The organism is Mesorhizobium sp. B2-4-13 (genome assembly GCF_006658535.1).
Lineage (GTDB): Bacteria > Pseudomonadota > Alphaproteobacteria > Rhizobiales > Rhizobiaceae > Mesorhizobium > Mesorhizobium australicum.
Genome location: NZ_VFVB01000001.1, coordinates 427,669 through 445,629 on the forward strand (window position 1 = coordinate 427,669; position 17,961 = coordinate 445,629).

Genomic DNA, 17,961 nt, shown 5'->3' on the forward strand with positions numbered 1-17,961 from the left:
CGCTCCACATTAAGGCATCAGCTGATATTCATACAGCTTCTGGTAAAGCCCGCCTTGCCCGAGCAGCATCTTGTGCGGCCCGCTTTCCACCACCTTGCCGGCTTCCAGCACCACGATCGTGTCGGCCTGGTGCACGGTCGAGAGGCGGTGTGCGATGACGATTGTGGTGCGCCCTTCCGTCAGCTGTTGCAGCGCGTCGCGGAACAGCGCTTCCGACTCGGCGTCGAGCGCACTGGTTGCCTCGTCCAGCAGCAGGATTTCGGCATTGCGCAGCATGGCGCGCGCGATCGAGATGCGCTGGCGCTGGCCGCCCGACAAGAGGCCGCCATTCTCACCGACATCCGTCTCGTAGCCTTTCGCCTGCGCGACGATGAAGTCATGGGCGTTGGCAGCCCTGGCCGCGGCGATCACCTCGTCGTCGGTCGCGTCCTCGCGCCCAAGCCGGATGTTGTGCATGATCGTGCCGGCAAACAGGAACGTATCCTGGCTGACATAGGCGATCTTTTCCCTGAGCGAGGCGAGCGTGGCATGGGAAATATCCTGGCCGTCAAGCAGCACCCTGCCGCTCTTCGGGTCATACATGCGCATGATGAGGTTCAGGATCGTCGACTTGCCGCCGCCGGAGGGGCCGACCAGCGCCGTCATCTTGCCGGGCGCCAGGGTCAGGTCGAACCGGTCCAACACCGGCGGACCGTTCTGATAGGCGAAGCTGACGGCATCGAACCGGATCTCGCCCGGTCCGGCCCGAAGCGGCTTCGCATCCGGCTTCTCGGCTAATGTCAGCGGCTGGTCGGCGAGCTCGAACATCATGCGCACGCCGACAATGCCGCTTTCCAGCGATATGCGCACCCGCGCGAGGCGCTTTGCCGGCTCATAGGCAAGCAGCAGCGCGGCGATGAAGGCCATGATATTGCCAGGCATCTGGCCGCCCTGCAGGACCAGCAAGCCGCTGACCATGACCGCGCCGGCGATCGCCAGGCCGGCCAGCGTTTCCATCACCGGATTGGTCACCGCTTCCAGCGCGGCGATGTTGTTGGCCCGCTCCTCGACGTCCGCCACCGCCCTGTACATGCGTTTGCGCATCAGGCCCTCGAGGTTGAAGGATTTGACCACGCGCACGCCGATCGCGGTTTCCTGCATCACCTGCACGATCTGGCCGACCGAGCGGAACTCCATGGCGGCGAACTTGCGCACGCGCTTCAGGATGCGGTTGACGCCATAGATGGCCAACGGACCGACGACGAAGCAGATCAGCGACAGCGCCGGCTGCTGCCAGACCATGACCCCAATCAGGGCAGCCAGCGTCACCAGATCGCGCACGTAGGAAGTGACGATGAGGTCGAGCACGTTGCGCGCCGCCTGGGCATTGTTGGTCATGCGGGTGATCAGGTCGGACGACGAGGTCGAATGGTAGAATTCGATGCCTTGCGCCAGGATGCGGTCATAGATCTTGCGCTGCCGTTCGGCGATGATGGCGTTGCCGACGCGGCTCATGAAATAGGCCTGGACGAAATTGGCGATGCCCTTGACGATGAAGATCCCGGCGACCGCCACGGCGATCATATTGACGCGGTCGACCCGTTTATCGATGACGAATTCATTGGTGATTTCACGCAGGATCCAGGCACTGGCGGCCGTCATGCCGGCCACCACGAGCATCGACAGGATGGCGGCGGCGTAGCCGGCCCTGTGTTGCCGGAACGATTCCCGGAGCAGCCTTGCGACGAGGCGCTGGTTCTCCGTCGAGCGGAAGAAGCGAAACAACGGCTGATCCTTGATGCCGGGATGACGAAGGCGGCTTATAGAGGGAGATGCCGCCGGAGGGAACCTTTCGCCGCCATGGAAAGAAACCGCTGCGGCGGGGTGTCTTTTGAGACACGATGCGGCAGTGATTCTTCAAGCAGGATGATGACAGATGGATTTCGATCTTATTGTGCGCGGCGGCACGCTTCCGGATGGCGGCATCGCCGACATCGGCATCAGCGGCGAGACGATCGCCGCGATCGAGCCGAAGCTCGACGGTTCCGCGCGGACCGAGGTCGACGCCCATGGCAATCTGGTGTCACCGCCCTTCGTCGATCCGCATTTCCACATGGATGCCACGCTGTCCTACGGTCTTCCGCGCATCAACGCGTCGGGCACGCTGCTCGAAGGCATAGCGCTATGGGGCGAACTGAAGCCGCTCCTGACGCACGAGGCCGTGCGTGACCGGGCGCTCGCCTATTGCGACTGGGCGGTGTCGATGGGGCTGCTCGCCATCCGAACCCATGTCGACGTCTGCGACGACCGGCTGCTGGCCGTCGAGGCGCTGCTGGAGGTCAAGAAAATCGTCGCACCCTATATCGATCTGCAATTGGTGGCCTTCCCGCAGGACGGCTTCTATCGCTCGCCGACGGCACGAAAAAACACCATTCGCGCGCTGGACATTGGCGTCGACATCGTCGGCGGCATTCCGCATTTCGAGCGCACCATGGCCGACGGCACACGCTCGGTTACCGAACTGTGTGAGATCGCGGCAAAACGCGGGCTCATGGTCGACCTGCATTGCGACGAGACCGACGACCCGCTGTCGCGCCACATCGAACAGCTCGCCTATGAAGCGCAGCGCCTCGGCCTGCAGGGTAGGGTGGCCGGTTCGCACCTCACCTCGATGCATTCGATGGACAATTACTACGTCTCAAAGCTTCTGCCGCTGATCGCCGAAGCCGGCGTTTCCGCGATCCCCAATCCGCTGATCAACATCATGCTGCAGGGCCGCCACGACACATTCCCGAAGCGGCGTGGCATGACGCGGGTCAAGGAGATGCTGGCGCTGGGCATCCGTGTCGGCTGGGGTCAGGATTGCGTGCTCGATCCCTGGTATTCGCTGGGCACCGCCGACATGCTCGACGTCGCCTTCATGGGCCTGCATGTCGCCCAGATGTCGAGCCCCGCCGACATGGCGCGCTGCTTCGACATGGTCACCAACGTCAATGCCGCGATCATGGGCCTCGACCATCTCGGCCTCGGCGTCGGCAAGCGCGCCAGCCTGGTGATCCTCGATGCCGGCAATCCGATCGAGGCTCTGCGCCTGCGCGCCGAGCGCATCTGCGTCATTGCCAGGGGCAAGGTGGTGGCGGAGCGGACGACGCAGGATACCAGGCTTTCGATCTCCGGCAGGCCGTCGCAGGTGAATCGCAGGCACATATCCACCTAGATGCAGCCGATTCCCGAAGCTGGTCTTACCTATTTCCCGATTTCTCCTCGTCAAAGCCGGCGCTTCCGTCTACGACGCGGCTCGGGCGAGGGAGGAATCGGGGCAGGCATGACGCAACCCGTGGCGCGGAATTCCACAATCAAGAATGTCCTCCTGGCCGGCATCCTGCTGATGCTGGCCGGCGACTTCCTGTTTGCGCTCAATGATGCGATGGGCAAGTGGCTGGTGGCCAGTTTCTCCGTCGGCCAGGTTGTGCTCATCCGCTCGATCGGCGCTTTCTTCGTGCTGGGTCCGATGATCGCCAACCAGGGCGCCGGCAGACTGTTCCAGCTGGAGCGGCCAGGGTTGCAGATCCTGCGCGTGGTGGCGACGACACTGGACACCGCCTTGTTCTACGCCGCCGTCGTCTACCTGCCGCTTGCCGATGTGATGAGCTTCTACATGGCCGGGCCGATCTATGTGGCGGCGCTGTCACATTTCCTGCTTGGCGAAAAGGTCGGCTGGCGCCGCTGGGTGGCGATCCTGCTCGGCTTCTGCGGTGTGGTGATCATGCTGAAACCGTCCTCTGCCGCGTTTTCGCTGTCATCGAGTTTCGCACTTGTCGGCAGCCTTGCCTTCGCCTTCGCCATCATCCTCAACCGGCGCCTGCGCGGCACCAGCGACACCAATCTGGTGACATGGCAGACGATCGGCACGCTGGCGGTCGGCGGCGCCCTCACCATCGGGGCCTGGAAGACGCCGTCTGCGCTTGATTTCGGCGCCATGCTGCTGCTCGGCATCGTTTCCTGCGGGGCGCATCTGATGATCACCAGGGCGCTGAAACTGGCGCCGGCCTCGACGCTGGCGCCGCTGCACTACACGCTGCTCTTGTGGGCGGTGGTGTTCGGGCTGGTGTTCTTCGGCGACGTTCCCGGTCCGCGCATCCTGATCGGCTCGGGCATCATCGTCGTGGCCGGCCTGTTCATCTTCCACCGCCAGAAGGTGGTAGACACCACGGTGCCGCCGGAGAACGTGCCGAAAGGTGTGAACTAGGGGCCAGATTTCTGGTGCCTAGCCCTTGCGTACCGCCGCCAGGTGCCGCGAAAATTCCTCTGTCTCCATCAGCGCCTTGCAGCGGGCGAAGCGGCCGTCGGCATAGGCGCGGAAATCGTCGACGGGATTTTCATTGGCAAGCTGGATCAGCCCCCACAGCGTCCACAACAGGTCACACATCGCCTTGTAGATGACGATGCGGCCGCGCTCCGCCGGCCTCGCCTCGCCGCCGAAATAGGCGCGCATCAGCTCCTCGTCCTGGGCGGCTTCGAACTTGCCTTCGACGCTGAGGTCGCCGAGGTCCCAGAGCGGGTCGTTCATCCCCGAATATTCCCAGTCGACGATCCACATCCGCTCGCCCGTGTCGAGGAAATTCTCGCACAGCGGGTCGCAATGGCAGGCGACGAGAGGCAAGGGGCGGACGGCCAAGGCCGAGCGTACGCTCTCGGCCTCGCGCACCACGTCATGATAGCCGGCGGGCAGGGCGACATCCCTGGTCGACAGCACCTTGAGATAGTCGTCGATCATCCAAAACAGTTCGAAGCGGAAGGGGAACACCGCGCCGGACGCGTGCAGCTTGCGGAAGGCCTCGGCCGCTCGGGCCGGGCTGCCCTGCCGCTCCCTGAACTTCTCCGGCGACATCGTCTCCGCACCGGCAATGTAGCGCGTCACCATCAGGCCGCTGGCGGCGTCGGCATGCAGCACTTCAGGACTTACCCCCGCGATTGCCGCCTCACGCGCGGCAATCGCCTCGTTGGCGCGGTTGATGTATTCCTCGGTGCCTTTGCCTGGAATACGCAGGCAGTAATCGCCGGCCTTGAAGACGAGGTTGGTCAAGCCGCCGAGCCGTTCCAGCGGCCCAGTATAGCCGGCCAGTACCGGAATGACGGCAAGTTTTGCCCGCGCCTCGTCTGTCCCCATGCCTGCGTCCCCACGCGTTATTTCTCGGCTGCACGGTTCCACAATTTTCGCCGTTTGGCTATCATCGCGGCGAGACGAGGGATGGTGGACAGTGGCGGACAGCAAACATCAAGGCGCGCTCGGCGAGGTCTACGCGGCCAAGCGCCCGGAAGAGGTGGCCGCACTGTACGACCGCTGGTCGCAAACCTACGACGCCGACATGTCGGCAGCCGGCTACCGCCACCCGACCATCTGCCTTGCTTTGCTCGCCCGCCATCTGCCGCGCGGGTCAGCCCCGCTGCTCGACGCCGGGGCCGGTACCGGGCTGATCGGCGAGTGGCTCGATATTGCCGGCTATCCCCAGGTCGAGGCGCTGGATATCTCGCAAGGCATGCTGGATCAAGCCGCGCGCAAGGGCGTCTATTCGGCGCTGCATTGTCTGGCGCTCGGCGGCGCCTTGCCATTTGCCGACAGCACTTATGCCGGCATCATCTCGGCCGGCGTCTTTACCTCCGGCCATGTCGGCGCCGAGGGACTGGACGAACTGATCCGCATCTGCCGGCCGGGTGGGGTGATCGTGCTGACGGTCAAGAACACGTTGTGGGATCACGGTTTTGCCGCGCGCATCGCCGAACTCGAGGCACAAGGCCTGGTCACGCGGGTCGAGGAAACACGACCATATGTCTCAATGCCAGGCGAGGCCGATACCGTCCCCAGCCGTGGCCTCGCCTTGCGCGTGAGTTAAGCCTTTACGCGCTCCATTGCCGGGTCGTATAGCGGCTCAAGATGGATTTGAGCCGGCGTCCGCTCCATCGCCACCACAAGTTCATAGCTGCCCGAGGCGAGAAAATCATCGCTTGCTCCGTCAGCGTTGCGCACATAACCGTAGCCGATGTTCTTTTCCACCGTGTAGCCATAGCCGCCGCTGGTGAGATAGCCGACCGGCTGGCCATCGCGCAGGATGGTCTCGCGTCCGACGAGCACGATCTCCGGATCATAGACCGTGAAACCGGCAAAGCACTTCTTCAGGGACTCGCCGCCAACCTTCTCGAGTGCGCGCCGTCCGACGAAGTCGGTGTTCTTGCGCAGCTTGACCGCCCAGCCGAGCCCAGCCTCCAGCGGTGTGTCGTTGGGCGTGATGTCGGAGCCCCAGGCGCGATAACCCTTTTCCAGCCGCAGCGATTCCAGCGCGCGGTAACCGACCGGCCGGATGTCGTGCTTCCCGCCGGCCGCCATCAGCACGTCGAAGACTTCGCCGGTGGCGGCGATCGGCACATGCAGTTCCCAGCCGAGTTCGCCGACATAGGTGACGCGCAGCGCCCGGACCGTGTGACCGGCTATTGTGATCTCGCGCACATGGCCGAACGGGAAGCCGGCATTCGACACATCCGCATCGGTCACCGCCGAAAGTACGTCGCGGGCGCGCGGTCCCATCAGCGACAGCGTGCCGAAGTCCTCGGTGACATCGGCGAGCTGTGCATCGAGGCCGTGGCCAATATGGTCGCTGATCCACGAGGCATCATGGGTGCGGAAACCGGTGCCGGTGACGATATAGAATTTTTCCTCGGCCAGCCGCGACACGGTTAGGTCGGCCTCGATGCCGCCGCGCGTGTTGAGGAGTTGCGTGTAGGTCAGCCGGCCGACCGGCTTGCCGACATCGTTGGCGCAGATCCAGTCCAGGGCCCTCGCCGCGTCGGGCCCGCTCAGCTCGCACTTGGCGAAGGACGACTGGTCGAAGATACCGACATGCTCGCGCACGTGCCGATGTTCGTCGCCGACGGCGGCGAACCAGTTCTGCCGGCCCATCGAATAGATGTCCTTCGGCTCGACGCCCTCCGGCGCGAACCAGTTCGGCCGTTCCCAGCCGAGCTTGGAGCCGAACACGGCGCGATGGTCTTTCAGTCTGTCGTAGAGCGGGGAGACGATGCGCGGCCGGCCGCTGGTGTATTCCTCATGCGGGAAGCCGATCGCGTAATGTTTGCCATAGGCTTCCAGCGTACGTTCGCTCACCCATTGCCGGTCGCGGTGCAGGTTGGAAAAACGCCTGATGTCGACCACCCAAAGGTCGAGCGGCGCCTCGCCGTCGACCACCCATTGCGCCAGCACCCAGCCGGCGCCGCCGCCCGAGGCGATGCCGAAGGCGTTGAAGCCGGCGCCGACGAACATGTTGGCGCATTCGGGCGCCACACCGAGGATGAAATTGCCGTCCGGCGTGAAGCTTTCCGATCCGTTGATCATCTGCTTGACACCGACCGTCTCCAGCGCCGGCACCCGCGCGATCGCCTGCGCCATGTGCTGCTCGAAATGATCGTAGTCGTCGTCGAACAGCCGGAACTCCCAATCATTGGGCACGTCGCCCCCGGGAAGATTGGTCGTCCAGGCTTGCGGGTTCGGCTCATAGCCGCCCATCACCAGCCCGCCGACCTCCTCCTTGAAATAGGTGCGCCGATCGGGGTCGCGCAGCGTCGGCGCGTCGGTTGCCAGCCCCGCGATTTTCTCGGTGATGATATACTGGTGCTTGACCGGCTGCAGCGGCACGTTGATGCCGGCCATCGCGCCGACCTGCCGCGCCCATTGCCCGGCGCAGTTCACCACCTTGTCGCAAGCGATGTCGCCTTGATTGGTCTTCACCGCCGTGATGCGGTCGCCCTTCATCTCGAAACCCGTGACGCGCACGTCCTCGTAGAGATTGGCGCCGTGCATGCGCGCGCCCTTGGCCAGCGACTGCGTGATGTCGGAAGGGCTCGCCTGGCCGTCGGTCGGCAGCCAGGAGGCGCCGACGAGATCGCCGGTCTCCATCAAGGGCCACATCGCCTTCACCTCCGCCGGAGACAGCAGCTGCATGTCCATGCCGAAGCTTTTCGCCGTGGTCGCCAGCCGTTTGTATTCGGTCCAGCGGTCGGCATTGGTGGCGAGCCTGAGGCACCCCGTCATCTTCCAGCCGGTGGCAAGACCGGTTTCGGCTTCCAGCCCCTTGTAGAGGTCGACCGAGTATTTCAGTACTCGCGTGATCGAGGCCGACGAGCGCAATTGGCCGACCAGGCCGGCTGCATGCCAGGTCGAGCCCGAGGTCAGCTTGCCCTGTTCGAGCAGCACCACGTCGGCCTTGTGGTCACGCGCCAGATGATAGGCCGTCGAACAGCCGATGATGCCGCCGCCGATGACGACGATCTCGGTCTGGCTAGGCAAGGTCATGGTTTCGGGATCCCGTATTTTATCCGGTAGTTTTCCAGCGCCGGATCGAGCCGCGCTAGGTTTTCCTCGGTGTAGGCGACGTAATCGATGCCGGGCGCGTCGAGATAGAGCTCCGACACCATGCTCCACATCGCCTCGCGCAGCAGCGAGGCACATTGCATGGCGGCGTGCGAGCGGCGGATCGCCTCGTCCGGTTCCTTCATGAAATAGGCGGTCAGGAAGGCGAAGGATTCCTCGTCGCTCATGCCCGCGTTCGAGGCGACGCCGGCAAGGTCGAACATCGCCGTATTGAAGCCGGCATATTCGAAATCGATCAGCCAAAGCCTGCCGCCGTCGTCCAGAATATTAGCCGGCAAAAGATCATTATGGCCAAAGACGATAGGCAGCAATTTCTGGGCGCGCTCCAGTTCGTCGGCCAACGCCAGAAAGCGTGGCAGGTCACCGCGCTTGCGGCTGTTGCCCTCGTCGAGCGTGCGCGCATAGTCCCGGATGACGTGGAACACCCAGAACATGAAGCCGGCGCCGGAGATATGGTTGGGCATCTCCCGGTGAAACCCGCGCATCAGCGTCGCGACGCGGCCGAGATTGGCGCGAACATCCTCGGCCAGATAGGTTCTGGCGCCAAGAAACGCCGTCACCATGATCCCCGGTTCGGCGTAACGGACCGCCGGTGCGAAGCCGGCCGCGTGAGCCGCCCGCGCGGTCATCACCTCGCGTTCGCGGAAGACATGGTGGAACGGATAATCCTGGCCGAAACGCACCACATGTTTGCCGGCCGCATCGGTGACCACATAATTGGCGTTGCTGAGGCCGCCGGGCAGCGGCGCGATCTCGATGGCGCCCGTCCAGCACGGCAGGGCGTGGATGCGGTCTTCGGCAATCACGGGATCACCCCTGGTTGGCAGGCCTGGTTTGCTGGGCTTCGACAAGGCGCCATGGGCCGCGCAACGGCGGCGTGGTTAAACGCAACCAATCTCGTCGGTGCGGGATGCCAGGATCGGTATCCCGCACCGCACCGACGAGCCCCTTGGCCAGGCTTTTGAGCCCGGCATCCGCCCCCGCGGATCTGAAAATCCCTTGCGCCAGACACGTTGCAGGCTGCCAGGGGTCAGTGAATTGCGGCTCTGCCAATTACCATCCCGCTGCAGTTCCGAATCCTGTTGTAGATGGATTTCACGCCGGGGTTGCTCTTCTGTCAATAAAAAGATGTGACTTTTTTTGGGAGTTTTGCCCGAAAGCATGGGCAATTCCTTTAAATGCGCTAGGAATGCCTTAGAAACGGTCATTCTTCGGGACGCCCATATGAACCACTCGAAACGGCATGGCGAGATCCTGCGGCTGCTCCAGGAAGAGGGAACCGTCACCATCGCCAGCCTGGCCGACCGGCTGGGCGTTTCGCTCGAGACCGTGCGCCGCGACGTCAAGCCGCTCACCGGCGACGGCTCGGTTCTGAAGATGCATGGCGCCATAGGCCTGCCGTCGATGGTCGGCGAAGCGCCGTTCGAACGGCGCATGCGTGAGCATGCCGATGCCAAGCGAAGCATTGCCCGCGCGGTCGCGGCCACCATCCGCGATGGCGAATCGATCATGCTCGACACCGGCACCACGACCTCGTTCCTGGCGCGCGAACTGCTCGGCCACCGGCGCCTGACGGTCGTCACCAACTCGTCCGACATCGCCCGCACCCTGGCCACCATCAACGGCAACAAGGTCTATATGGCCGGCGGCGAGCTGCGCAGCGATTCAGGCGCCGCGTTCGGGACGTCGGCCATCGAGTTCGTCAGCCGCTTCTCGGTCAGCCACGCCATCATCTCCACCGGCGCCGTGGATGCGCTGACCGGTGTCATGGACTTTGATCTGGACGAGGCGGAATTCGCCCGCATGGTGCTGTCGCGGGGCCAGCGCTCGCTGGTCGTCACTGACCACACGAAGTTCGGCCGCCAGGGCCTGGTCCAGGTCTGCGGCTTCGACGGCTTTTCCGAACTCGCCACCGACCGCGCGCCGCCGCACGACATTGCCGCGGCACTGGCGCAAGCCGGGGCGCGCCTCAGCGTCGCCGGCGGAATTTAGCCGAAGACCAGCGACTGGTGGGCACACACGCCCGCGAAGGTGCCGCCCGACACGGCGAAGGCGATGTTGTGCATCCCGCGTGCCGCGTCACCGGCGGCGTAGACGCCGGGAATCGTCGTTTGCTGCCGGTCATCGACTGATATCATCGGGCCGAGCAGGCCGTCCTTGAGGCCGCAGCCGAGTTGTTCGGCTAGCGGGCTCGCCATCGTGTTGCGTGGCGCGGTGAATATCGCCTTGACGCCAGCCTGCCGGCCATCGACGAGATGGACAACCAAGCCGCCGGAGCCATCATCGCTCAGTTCGTTGACCGTCGCGGGCTCGAACCCTACATTCTTGCTCTCAAGCGCATGCATCTCGTCGGCATCGGGCTCGACCAGCCCGTTGCCGAACAGCGTAACGTCGCCCCAATCGGAAATCAGTTGCGCCTGATGCATGGACATCGGGCCGGTCGCGAGCACACCGAGCGGCCCGGCGGAAACCTCGTAGCCGTGGCAATAGGGGCAATGCAGCACGGTCCTGCCCCATTGCTCGGCAAGCCCGGGAACCTCCGGCAGGATGTCGCGCACGCCGGTTGCCAGCACCAGTCGTGCGGCGCCGAATGTCTCGCCGCCATCGGTGGTGATTTCGAAATCGCTGCTGCTGTTGGCAATGGCTTTGTCCGCAAGTGCGGTCACAAGCCTGGCCGTCGGGTAGGCTAGCAATTGCCGCCTTGCATCGTCCAGTATCGCTCCAGGCGTGCGTCCGTCCTGGCCGAAAAAGCCGTGCGAATGCGCGGCAAAGCGGTTGCGCGGCTGGCCGGCGTCGATCACCAGCACGTTGCGCCGCGCTCGCGCCGCCTGCATGGCGGCGGACAGGCCGGCAAAGCTGCCGCCGATAACGGCAAGATCATACTGCATGGCTGGAAACTCCAATGAGGTCGAAACGACGGCGAAAATCGGCTGTCAGGTCGGCCAGCGTGATGCGGCTGAGCTTCTCGGCCAGTAGCTTCTCGGCCGCGATGCGAAAATCGTCGAGCACGGCGATCACCGCTTGCTCGACGAGACAGCCCGGGCTTTCCGGCTCGGTGCTGAACGGCAGCAGCGTCTCGCCAAGGGCAAGGCTGATCTCGGAAAGTGAAATGTTCTCGGGCGCGCGCCCGAGCAGCCAGCCGCCGCCATGTCCGCGTGACGAGGTGACGATGCCGGCGTCGCGCAAGCCCGCGATGGTCCGGCGCACCACCACCGGATTGGTGTGGATGAAGGTGGCAAGCTGCTCGGAGGTCAGCGCCTGCTCGGGCTTCTCGGCCATGTGAACGAGGATGTGCAGAGTGGAGGACAGTCGGCTATTGCGTTTCATGTAACCTAGTTAGTTACGATTTATCGCAATGTCAAACGCGCCAGCGGCGTTGCGAGGTTGGCGGCAAGGCTAAACGGGTAAAGCGCGAAAACTCATCCTGAAGCAGGCGCCGCTGGGCTTGCCATCGAGGATATCGATGCGGCCGCCATGGAGATACATGATTTCCTGCACGAGATTGAGGCCGAGGCCGGCGCCATGATCCTGCGGGCGCAGCCGGTAGAAGGGCTCGAAGATGCGCTCCCGCTCGCCCGGCGGGACGCCGTCGCCTTCGTCCCGGACCTCGATGATGGCGGGCGTTGTGACGCCGACGGTGATCTTGCCAGCGCGGCCGCCATGCTCGATGGCGTTCTGGACGATGTTGGTCACCGCGCGCTCGATGGCGGTGCGGTCTCCGGTGGCGAAAATCGTGTCCCGTTCCGGCTCGAACGACATTTCGTAACCGGCAGAAAACGCCATCGGCGCGAGGTCGACGATAACGCCGCGCGCGGTCGCCACGAGATCGACCGCTTCGAACGGCGACGTCTGCCGGTCGAGGCGCTGCAGGTCGAGCAACTGGTCGGTCAGCGTTGAAAGCCTAGCCGCGTCCTGCAGCAGCCGTGCCCGCTCCGGTGTCGGCGGCAGCGAGGCCAGGCGCGTGTTGAGGATGGCTACCGGTGTCCTGAGCTCATGGGCGGCGTCGGTGAGGAAGCGCTTGTGGCGCTCATAGCCCTTGTCGAGGCGCGCAAGAGCGGCATTCACGGCCTTGACCAGCGGCGTCACTTCCGTCGGCACGTCCTTCAGCGGCAGCTGCACGCCGCGCTGGTCGATGTCGATGCGCTCAGCCTCGGCCGCCGCATGGCCAAGGCCCGACAAAGCGCCACGCACCACCCATGGCGTTGCGAACAGCGTGGCCAGCGCCATCAGCCCGGCGAGCGGCAATATGCCCTGCAGGAAGAATTGCGGCGCCTGGCCGAGCAGACGCAGCAGCGAAAGCCCGCCCTTGGTGCCGCTGAAAATCTGGACGTTGCCGGCCGTCGTGTCGGTCCAGCGGATCTTTCCCTCCGGCGGCGCGGATTGTCCGATTGCATGGTCGATACGGGCGTCGCTGATCGTGTCCAGCAGTCCGGTGAAAGGCTGGAAGATGGGCGGCACGGTCCCCTCCTGCAGCCTTTGCCCCTGCTTGTCTCGAATAATGAACCAGAGGTCGGGAACACCCGACCGCAGCTTCGTCAGGTCCGAGGTCTCGCGCAGGACCAACTTGCCGCCGGCATCGCGTGTCACCGCATCCGCCAGCACGTCCATCGTGCCGTCCTCGTAGTCGTGCGGGATAAGGCCGGTGGCCAGCATGGCGCCGAGAATGCCGACGATGATCAGGGTCAGCATGGCGCATTGCAGCAAGGCGATGCGCAGCACCAAGCTCCATTTCAGCGAATGCGGGCGCTTGAGGCTCATCGCTTGGCGCTCATGTCGTCTCGCGCAGGAGATAGCCGACGCCGCGAATGCCGTTGATCGTCACCCCGGCATTGGCATCGGCGAGCTTGCGGCGCAGGCGCGAGACATGTGTGTCGAGCGCGTTGGACTGGATCTCGTCGTCGAGGCCGAACACCGCCTCCATCAGCGCCTCGCGCTGCACCATGCGGCCGGTGCGGCGCATCAGAGCCTCCAGCACAAGGAGTTCGCGGCGCGGCAGGCTGAGCGGTTCGGCACGGATCGACGCTTCGCGATGTCCGACGTCGAGCACCAGATCGCCGGCCCGGATGAACTGCGACTGCAGCGGCGCCGGGCGCCTGAGCAGCGCGCGCAACCGGGCAAGCAGTTCCTCGAACGCGAATGGCTTTGCCAGATAATCGTCCGCGCCCATGTCCAGCCCATCGACCTTGTCCGACGTGTCGCCTCTCGCCGTCAGCACCAGCACGGGCGTGGTATTCCTGGCCGAACGCAGTCTCGGCACCAGCGACAGCCCGTCGCCATCCGGCAACTGGCGGTCGAGCAGGATGGCGTCATAGCTGTCGACGGCAACGAACCCCTCCGCCTCCAGCAATGTGCCGGCGTGATCGACCACCATGTCGTGGCGCTTCAGCGCGGCACGCAGGGCCGAGACCATCTCGGGTTCGTCTTCGACCAGCAAGATACGCATCGACAATCCCTCAGAACATTGCGTCGGGCGCTACCGCGCCAACATTGCGTAAACATGGCAAAGCCGAAGGACTGCGGTCGACAGGCACTTTCTTAGCCTCAGCGAGATTGCGCAATGTCTATGCAACCCAGTCGCGGCAAACAACGCCGGGTCGGCACGAATCGCTCGCGCCGACGTGACGGCGTCAGGCCCGAATATGCAACAGGTCGGGCCTGACGCTCGAAACCAAATGGCGCTGAAACGAAACCACGTGGCCACACCAAACTGGTTGGCGTGATGTTGTCCGGGATCGAGGTTACCATGCCCGCAAATGATGCTCTGTCTTTTCTCATGGCGTGGACCGTCGCGCCGTTCAGGGTCGGCTCCGTCACGCCGTCCAGCTCCAGCCTGGCGGCATTGATGACCCGTGACATTGGACCCGAGACTGGCCCCGTGCTGGAACTCGGTCCGGGAACCGGGCCGTTCACGAGGGCGCTGCTGTCGCGCGGGGTGAAGGAGGAAGATTTGACGCTGATCGAATCCGATCCGGATTTCGCCGCACTGCTCATGCGTCGTTTTCCTGCTGCCCGGATTTTCGAAATGGACGCCGTCGGTCTGCGCCATCTCTCGCTCTTCCACCGGCCTGCGATTGGCGCCGCCGTCAGCGGCTTGCCTTTCCGGCTGATTTCGCCGCGCAGGACATTTGCCATTCTCGAAGGTGTTTTCGCCAACCTTCGCCCCGGCGGAGCGCTCTACCAGTTCACGCTCGGACGGCGCTGCCCATTCGACCAGTCGCTGCTCGACAGGCTCGATCTCGGGGTTACGCGGGTTGGCCATACCTTTCGCAACTTCCCGCCGGCGACGGTCTATCGCATCGCCAGGCTCAAGACGTCAGGAACCTACGACTGGCGCTTCGCATGACGGGACCATTGTCGGCCATTCTTGGCTTCGGCCTGTTCGGCGTCTTCTGCCTCGCCTTTACCGAGAAGATTCTGCCGATCCCGCCCTCGCATGTGCTGCTGCTGTTCCTCGGCATGACGGCGGCGCCTGACGATGCGACGCTGGCAATCCTGCTTGGCGTGACCACGCTGGCCTCAACGACAGGCTGTCTCGTCTGGTACACTGTCGGCCGCCGAATCGGAATCGATCGCGCCGACAGGCTGGTCGAGCGGTTCGGCAGATATGTCTTCTTGCGCCCCGAGACCTACCGCAAGCTTGGCCAGGCCTATCGCCGCAACCATGTCAGGGTTTCCCTGCTGGCGCAGTTCATTCCGACGGTGCGCAACTATTTGCCGATCGCGGCCGGCGCGCTCTGCCTGCCAGCCTTACCTTTCGTGGTCGCGACGCTAGCCGGAGCCACGCTCTGGAATGCCGGCTTTCTGCTTACAGGCTATGCGCTGCATGGCAGCGGCCAGAGCCCGCTCGCCGTCGGCTTTCGCATCATCGCTATTGTCGTGGCGCTGGAAACGGCATTCATGCTTGCCTTGCGCTACGGCCCGGCATGCTGGCGGCGCATCCGGCCGATGCTCGGCTGAGCCACGGCCAGACATCCAGCCATGGGACATCCAGCCATGGGACATCCAGCCATGGGATAAGAGTCGCCATCGGCTTTTCTTCGCGGTTGCGGCGGTGTTTAGTCCGGCCATGGCCTTCACCATCCGGCAGTTGCAGTTCTTCATCGCCGTCGCCGAGCAAGGCACGGTATCGCGCGCGGCGCAAAACCTCTCCATCTCGCAATCGTCGGTCACCGAGGCGATCAAGGAACTTGAAAGCGATCTTGGCGTCGAACTGTTCGAGCGCCATCCGCGCGGCCTCAACATCACCCACAAGGGTCACCAGTTCCTGCGCCACGCGACAAAGATTCTCGCCGATGTGTCCGACGCCCGCCGTTCTTTTTCCGGCGAGCAGGCCGTGGCGGGCGGGCGGCTGCAACTGGGCGTCACCTCGCTGGTCGCCGGCTATGTGCTGTCGGACCTGCTTTCACGCTACCGCCGCGCCTATCCCGGCGTCGAGGTCTCGGCCATCGAGGACAATGGCGACTACCTCGAACATCTCCTGATCGGCGGCAAGCTGGACATTGCCGTCATGGTCACCTCCAATTTGCGCGACCGCACTGCACTGCAATCGGAAATCCTCGAAGTCTCGGCTTACCGGCTGTGGCTGCCGCTCGGCCATCCCCTGGCTGGCGCCGACATTATCGGCATCGGCGATATCGCCTCCGAACCGCTGATCATGCTGACCGTTGACGAGATCGAGGAAAACACCGGCAAGCTGCTGACGGCGATCGGCGCCAGGCCGCATGTCGCCTTCCGCACCCGTTCCGTGGAGGCCGTTCGCAGCCTCGTCGCCACCGGGGCCGGCGTGGCGCTGCTGCCTGACCTCGTCTACCGACCCTGGTCGCTGGAGGGCGACCGCATCGAATCGCGCGACATTTCCGGTTCCTTGCCGGTGGTGCAGGTTGGCATGGTCTGGCGGCGGGGATCTGGCTTGGCCGCCGCGGCGCGCGATTTTGTGGGTCTTGCCCAGTCGCAGCGGACGGTGCGCCGCTAGTGTGGTCTGCTCCCGGCGACGCCGCCAGTCTTGCGCTTGCGCTTTGTGGCGGGAACCGGCTCCGCTTTGAAAGGTCCGAGCGGAGCAACCTCGAAGCGGCCAGCGCCGGCAAGCCTGACGGCGCGGCGAAACGTCGGACACTCCATCGGCCGAGCGGCGGGGCATCGGGCGGCGTGACGCAAAGCCTCCCGGATCGCGGTCAGGCGCTGGATGGTGTGGTCCAGTTCGTTGGCCTTCGCATCCAGGCGCGCCCGATCCATTTTCGGCAGGCCGTCGGGCGTCAGCATCGCGGAAATCTCGTCCAGTGCGAATCCGCCGGCGCGTCCAAGCCCAATCAAGGCGAGCCGTTCCAGGACAGCCGGATCGAACAAGCGGCGCAGGCCGCGACGGCCGATCGAAGCAATTAGGCCCTTCTCCTCGTAGTAACGAAGTGTCGATGCGGGTACGCCGGTGCGGCGCGACACTTCGGCAATGTCCATATCTTTCATGCTTGACTTCAAGTCGGCTTGAACTCGTAAAGTGATGGCGACGATTGGTGAGAGCAACAGAAAAGTGAGGTCCGTTATGTCGCGATCCGCACAGCCAAACACACGGCAAGCCGCGCTCTGGAACGACGCCAGCGGAAAGGCCTGGGTCGAAATGCAGCCGATCCTTGACGAGATTCTGGCGCCGTTCGAGCGGCTGGTAGTCGATGCCGGCTATCCCGGGGAAGGGGGCAACGTCCTGGACATCGGCTGCGGCGCCGGCGCGACAACTCTGGCGATGGCGCGCCGTGTCGGCAACAACGGACGTTGTGTTGGGCTGGACATTTCGCAGCCGCTTGTCGCTCTGGCGACAGAACGCACGCAGGCGGAAGAGGTGGCAAACGCAAGTTTTGAAGTGGGCGATGCCCAGACGTATGCGTTCGAATCAGGTCGCTTCGACGCTGTTGTCTCGCGCTTTGGTATCATGTTCTTCGATGATCCCGTGGCCGCGTTCTCCAACATAAGACAGGCAGCGAGGCGCGGTGGCAAACTCGCCTTTGTTGCCTGGCGCAGTCCGGCGGAGAATGATTTCATGACGACCGCCGCGCGAGCGGCTGCGCCTTTCCTGCCGACCGCGCCCGCGCCAGACCCCGATGCGCCGGGGCAGTTTGCCTTTGCCGACGGCGCCAAGGTGAAGCGGATACTTGAAGCGAGCGGCTGGTCGTCAATCGACGTCAGACAGGCGAACTTACCATGTAAGATCGCCGAAGGGGATCTGATGATGTATGCCACCCGGCTAGGGCCGCTCGCCGCCGCGCTGCGCGAGGTCGACCAGGCGACGGCCGAAAAAATTATCACGGTGTTGCCTGCTGCCTTCGCCCCTTTCGTAAAGGATGGTCAGGCTCGTTTCAACGCCGCCTGCTGGCTGGTGACGGCGCTGGCCTGAGGGAGTATATCGGAAAAACCGATATCGGCCTTCTGATAAATGAATTTGCGAAACCGGGATTTTCAAAGCACCTTCCGTTGGAAGGACCAAAGCTGCCATCAGAGTGGCGTCAAGTCCAACGGACGAGCTGACAAGTTTTTCAGTCCGCGCGTGATCTGGCGACAACCGGAGCGGTTTC

General features: G+C 64.1%; 18 protein-coding genes. 8 read left to right on the forward strand and 10 right to left on the reverse strand.

The window, feature by feature from the left end; genetic code table 11:
* Window positions 1–9: 9 nt before the first annotated feature.
* Window positions 10–1,764 carry an ABC transporter ATP-binding protein gene (locus FJ936_RS02115; protein ID WP_140786969.1) on the reverse strand — a complete coding sequence of 585 codons (1,755 nt, stop codon included), beginning with the start codon at window positions 1,762–1,764 and terminating at the stop codon, window positions 10–12.
* A 151-nt stretch (window positions 1,765–1,915) separates the two neighbouring features.
* Here FJ936_RS02115 and FJ936_RS02120 point away from each other — a divergent pair, with 151 nt between their 5' ends.
* Together FJ936_RS02120 and FJ936_RS02125 are read left to right on the forward strand one after the other, a co-directional pair.
* Window positions 1,916–3,196 (forward strand): amidohydrolase family protein, encoded by a 1,281-nt coding sequence (locus FJ936_RS02120; RefSeq protein WP_140786971.1) that lies wholly within the window; start codon window positions 1,916–1,918, stop codon window positions 3,194–3,196.
* A gap of 108 nt (window positions 3,197–3,304) precedes the next feature.
* On the forward strand, window positions 3,305–4,228 hold the full coding sequence (locus tag FJ936_RS02125; RefSeq protein WP_140786973.1) for a DMT family transporter: 924 nt from the start codon (window positions 3,305–3,307) through the stop codon (window positions 4,226–4,228).
* An 18-nt stretch (window positions 4,229–4,246) separates the two neighbouring features.
* Here FJ936_RS02125 and FJ936_RS02130 read toward each other — a convergent pair whose 3' ends face one another.
* The gene (locus FJ936_RS02130; protein ID WP_140714202.1) at window positions 4,247–5,149 is read right to left on the reverse strand and encodes a phosphotransferase family protein; all 903 of its coding nucleotides are present in this window, start codon (window positions 5,147–5,149) and stop codon (window positions 4,247–4,249) included.
* A gap of 91 nt (window positions 5,150–5,240) precedes the next feature.
* Between FJ936_RS02130 and FJ936_RS02135 the strand changes: the two genes are divergently transcribed.
* Window positions 5,241–5,873: a class I SAM-dependent methyltransferase gene (locus FJ936_RS02135; protein WP_140614880.1), complete on the forward strand. Its 633-nt coding sequence runs from the start codon at window positions 5,241–5,243 to the stop codon at window positions 5,871–5,873.
* Here FJ936_RS02135 and FJ936_RS02140 read toward each other — a convergent pair.
* The 3 genes from FJ936_RS02140 to FJ936_RS02150 all read right to left on the reverse strand — a co-directional run bounded on the left by FJ936_RS02140 (window position 5,870) and on the right by FJ936_RS02150 (window position 9,609).
* The gene (locus tag FJ936_RS02140; protein ID WP_140660559.1) at window positions 5,870–8,323 is read right to left on the reverse strand and encodes an FAD-dependent oxidoreductase; all 2,454 of its coding nucleotides are present in this window, start codon (window positions 8,321–8,323) and stop codon (window positions 5,870–5,872) included. The genes FJ936_RS02135 and FJ936_RS02140 overlap by 4 nt on opposite strands.
* Window positions 8,320–9,207, reverse strand: coding sequence for a phosphotransferase family protein (locus tag FJ936_RS02145; RefSeq protein WP_141906065.1), 888 nt, complete (start codon window positions 9,205–9,207; stop codon window positions 8,320–8,322). The genes FJ936_RS02140 and FJ936_RS02145 overlap by 4 nt, the downstream gene beginning before the upstream one ends.
* A gap of 75 nt (window positions 9,208–9,282) precedes the next feature.
* Entirely contained in the window at window positions 9,283–9,609 is a 327-nt protein-coding gene (locus tag FJ936_RS02150; protein WP_141906066.1) for a hypothetical protein, read from the reverse strand.
* Between the two features lie 16 nt (window positions 9,610–9,625).
* Between FJ936_RS02150 and FJ936_RS02155 the strand changes: the two genes are divergently transcribed.
* Window positions 9,626–10,393, forward strand: coding sequence for a DeoR/GlpR family DNA-binding transcription regulator (locus tag FJ936_RS02155; protein ID WP_140614877.1), 768 nt, complete (start codon window positions 9,626–9,628; stop codon window positions 10,391–10,393).
* Here the strand turns inward: FJ936_RS02155 and FJ936_RS02160 are convergent.
* The 4 genes from FJ936_RS02160 to FJ936_RS02175 form a co-directional block, all read right to left on the reverse strand.
* Complete coding sequence (locus FJ936_RS02160) at window positions 10,390–11,289, reverse strand: NAD(P)/FAD-dependent oxidoreductase (RefSeq protein ID WP_141906067.1); 900 nt, start codon at window positions 11,287–11,289, stop codon at window positions 10,390–10,392. The genes FJ936_RS02155 and FJ936_RS02160 overlap by 4 nt on opposite strands.
* Window positions 11,279–11,728, reverse strand: a complete 450-nt coding sequence (locus FJ936_RS02165; protein ID WP_141906068.1) for an Rrf2 family transcriptional regulator — start codon at window positions 11,726–11,728, stop codon at window positions 11,279–11,281. Before FJ936_RS02165 ends, FJ936_RS02160 begins: the two co-directional genes overlap by 11 nt.
* A gap of 69 nt (window positions 11,729–11,797) precedes the next feature.
* Entirely contained in the window at window positions 11,798–13,159 is a 1,362-nt protein-coding gene (locus tag FJ936_RS02170) for a HAMP domain-containing sensor histidine kinase (protein WP_141906069.1), read from the reverse strand.
* Window positions 13,160–13,169: 10 nt separating this feature from the next.
* The gene (locus FJ936_RS02175; RefSeq protein ID WP_141906070.1) at window positions 13,170–13,844 is read right to left on the reverse strand and encodes a response regulator transcription factor; all 675 of its coding nucleotides are present in this window, start codon (window positions 13,842–13,844) and stop codon (window positions 13,170–13,172) included.
* Window positions 13,845–14,144: 300 nt separating this feature from the next.
* On the opposite strand from FJ936_RS02175, the gene FJ936_RS02180 reads away from it, so the two are divergent.
* The 3 genes from FJ936_RS02180 to FJ936_RS02190 all read left to right on the forward strand — a co-directional run bounded on the left by FJ936_RS02180 (window position 14,145) and on the right by FJ936_RS02190 (window position 16,373).
* Complete coding sequence (locus FJ936_RS02180) at window positions 14,145–14,744, forward strand: rRNA adenine N-6-methyltransferase family protein (protein ID WP_015314136.1); 600 nt, start codon at window positions 14,145–14,147, stop codon at window positions 14,742–14,744.
* A complete protein-coding gene (locus tag FJ936_RS02185) occupies window positions 14,741–15,358 on the forward strand; it encodes a DedA family protein (RefSeq protein ID WP_141906071.1) in 618 nt (205 codons plus the stop codon). Before FJ936_RS02180 ends, FJ936_RS02185 begins: the two co-directional genes overlap by 4 nt.
* Before the next feature lie 109 nt (window positions 15,359–15,467).
* Window positions 15,468–16,373 carry a LysR substrate-binding domain-containing protein gene (locus FJ936_RS02190; protein ID WP_015314134.1) on the forward strand — a complete coding sequence of 302 codons (906 nt, stop codon included), beginning with the start codon at window positions 15,468–15,470 and terminating at the stop codon, window positions 16,371–16,373.
* Here the strand turns inward: FJ936_RS02190 and FJ936_RS02195 are convergent.
* Window positions 16,370–16,861: a helix-turn-helix domain-containing protein gene (locus FJ936_RS02195; RefSeq protein ID WP_015314133.1), complete on the reverse strand. Its 492-nt coding sequence runs from the start codon at window positions 16,859–16,861 to the stop codon at window positions 16,370–16,372. The genes FJ936_RS02190 and FJ936_RS02195 overlap by 4 nt on opposite strands.
* 76 nt (window positions 16,862–16,937) lie before the next feature.
* On the opposite strand from FJ936_RS02195, the gene FJ936_RS02200 reads away from it, so the two are divergent.
* Window positions 16,938–17,783: a class I SAM-dependent methyltransferase gene (locus FJ936_RS02200; RefSeq protein WP_141906072.1), complete on the forward strand. Its 846-nt coding sequence runs from the start codon at window positions 16,938–16,940 to the stop codon at window positions 17,781–17,783.
* Window positions 17,784–17,961: the final 178 nt, after the last annotated feature.

Excerpts from the sequence above, each read along its gene's own strand:
- FJ936_RS02120 (WP_140786971.1), top strand. The coding sequence starts at position 1,916 with ATGGATTTCGATCTTATTGTGCGCGGCGGCACGCTTCCGGATGGCGGC.
- FJ936_RS02125 (WP_140786973.1), top strand. The coding sequence starts at position 3,305 with ATGACGCAACCCGTGGCGCGGAATTCCACAATCAAGAATGTCCTCCTG.
- FJ936_RS02130 (WP_140714202.1), bottom strand. The coding sequence starts at position 5,149 with ATGGGGACAGACGAGGCGCGGGCAAAACTTGCCGTCATTCCGGTACTG.
- FJ936_RS02140 (WP_140660559.1), bottom strand. The coding sequence starts at position 8,323 with ATGACCTTGCCTAGCCAGACCGAGATCGTCGTCATCGGCGGCGGCATC.
- FJ936_RS02150 (WP_141906066.1), bottom strand. The coding sequence starts at position 9,609 with ATGACCGTTTCTAAGGCATTCCTAGCGCATTTAAAGGAATTGCCCATG.
- FJ936_RS02155 (WP_140614877.1), top strand. The coding sequence starts at position 9,626 with ATGAACCACTCGAAACGGCATGGCGAGATCCTGCGGCTGCTCCAGGAA.
- FJ936_RS02160 (WP_141906067.1), bottom strand. The coding sequence starts at position 11,289 with ATGCAGTATGATCTTGCCGTTATCGGCGGCAGCTTTGCCGGCCTGTCC.
- FJ936_RS02165 (WP_141906068.1), bottom strand. The coding sequence starts at position 11,728 with ATGAAACGCAATAGCCGACTGTCCTCCACTCTGCACATCCTCGTTCAC.
- FJ936_RS02170 (WP_141906069.1), bottom strand. The coding sequence starts at position 13,159 with ATGAGCCTCAAGCGCCCGCATTCGCTGAAATGGAGCTTGGTGCTGCGC.
- FJ936_RS02175 (WP_141906070.1), bottom strand. The coding sequence starts at position 13,844 with ATGCGTATCTTGCTGGTCGAAGACGAACCCGAGATGGTCTCGGCCCTG.
- FJ936_RS02180 (WP_015314136.1), top strand. The coding sequence starts at position 14,145 with ATGCCCGCAAATGATGCTCTGTCTTTTCTCATGGCGTGGACCGTCGCG.
- FJ936_RS02185 (WP_141906071.1), top strand. The coding sequence starts at position 14,741 with ATGACGGGACCATTGTCGGCCATTCTTGGCTTCGGCCTGTTCGGCGTC.
- FJ936_RS02190 (WP_015314134.1), top strand. The coding sequence starts at position 15,468 with ATGGCCTTCACCATCCGGCAGTTGCAGTTCTTCATCGCCGTCGCCGAG.
- FJ936_RS02195 (WP_015314133.1), bottom strand. The coding sequence starts at position 16,861 with ATGAAAGATATGGACATTGCCGAAGTGTCGCGCCGCACCGGCGTACCC.
- FJ936_RS02200 (WP_141906072.1), top strand. The coding sequence starts at position 16,938 with ATGTCGCGATCCGCACAGCCAAACACACGGCAAGCCGCGCTCTGGAAC.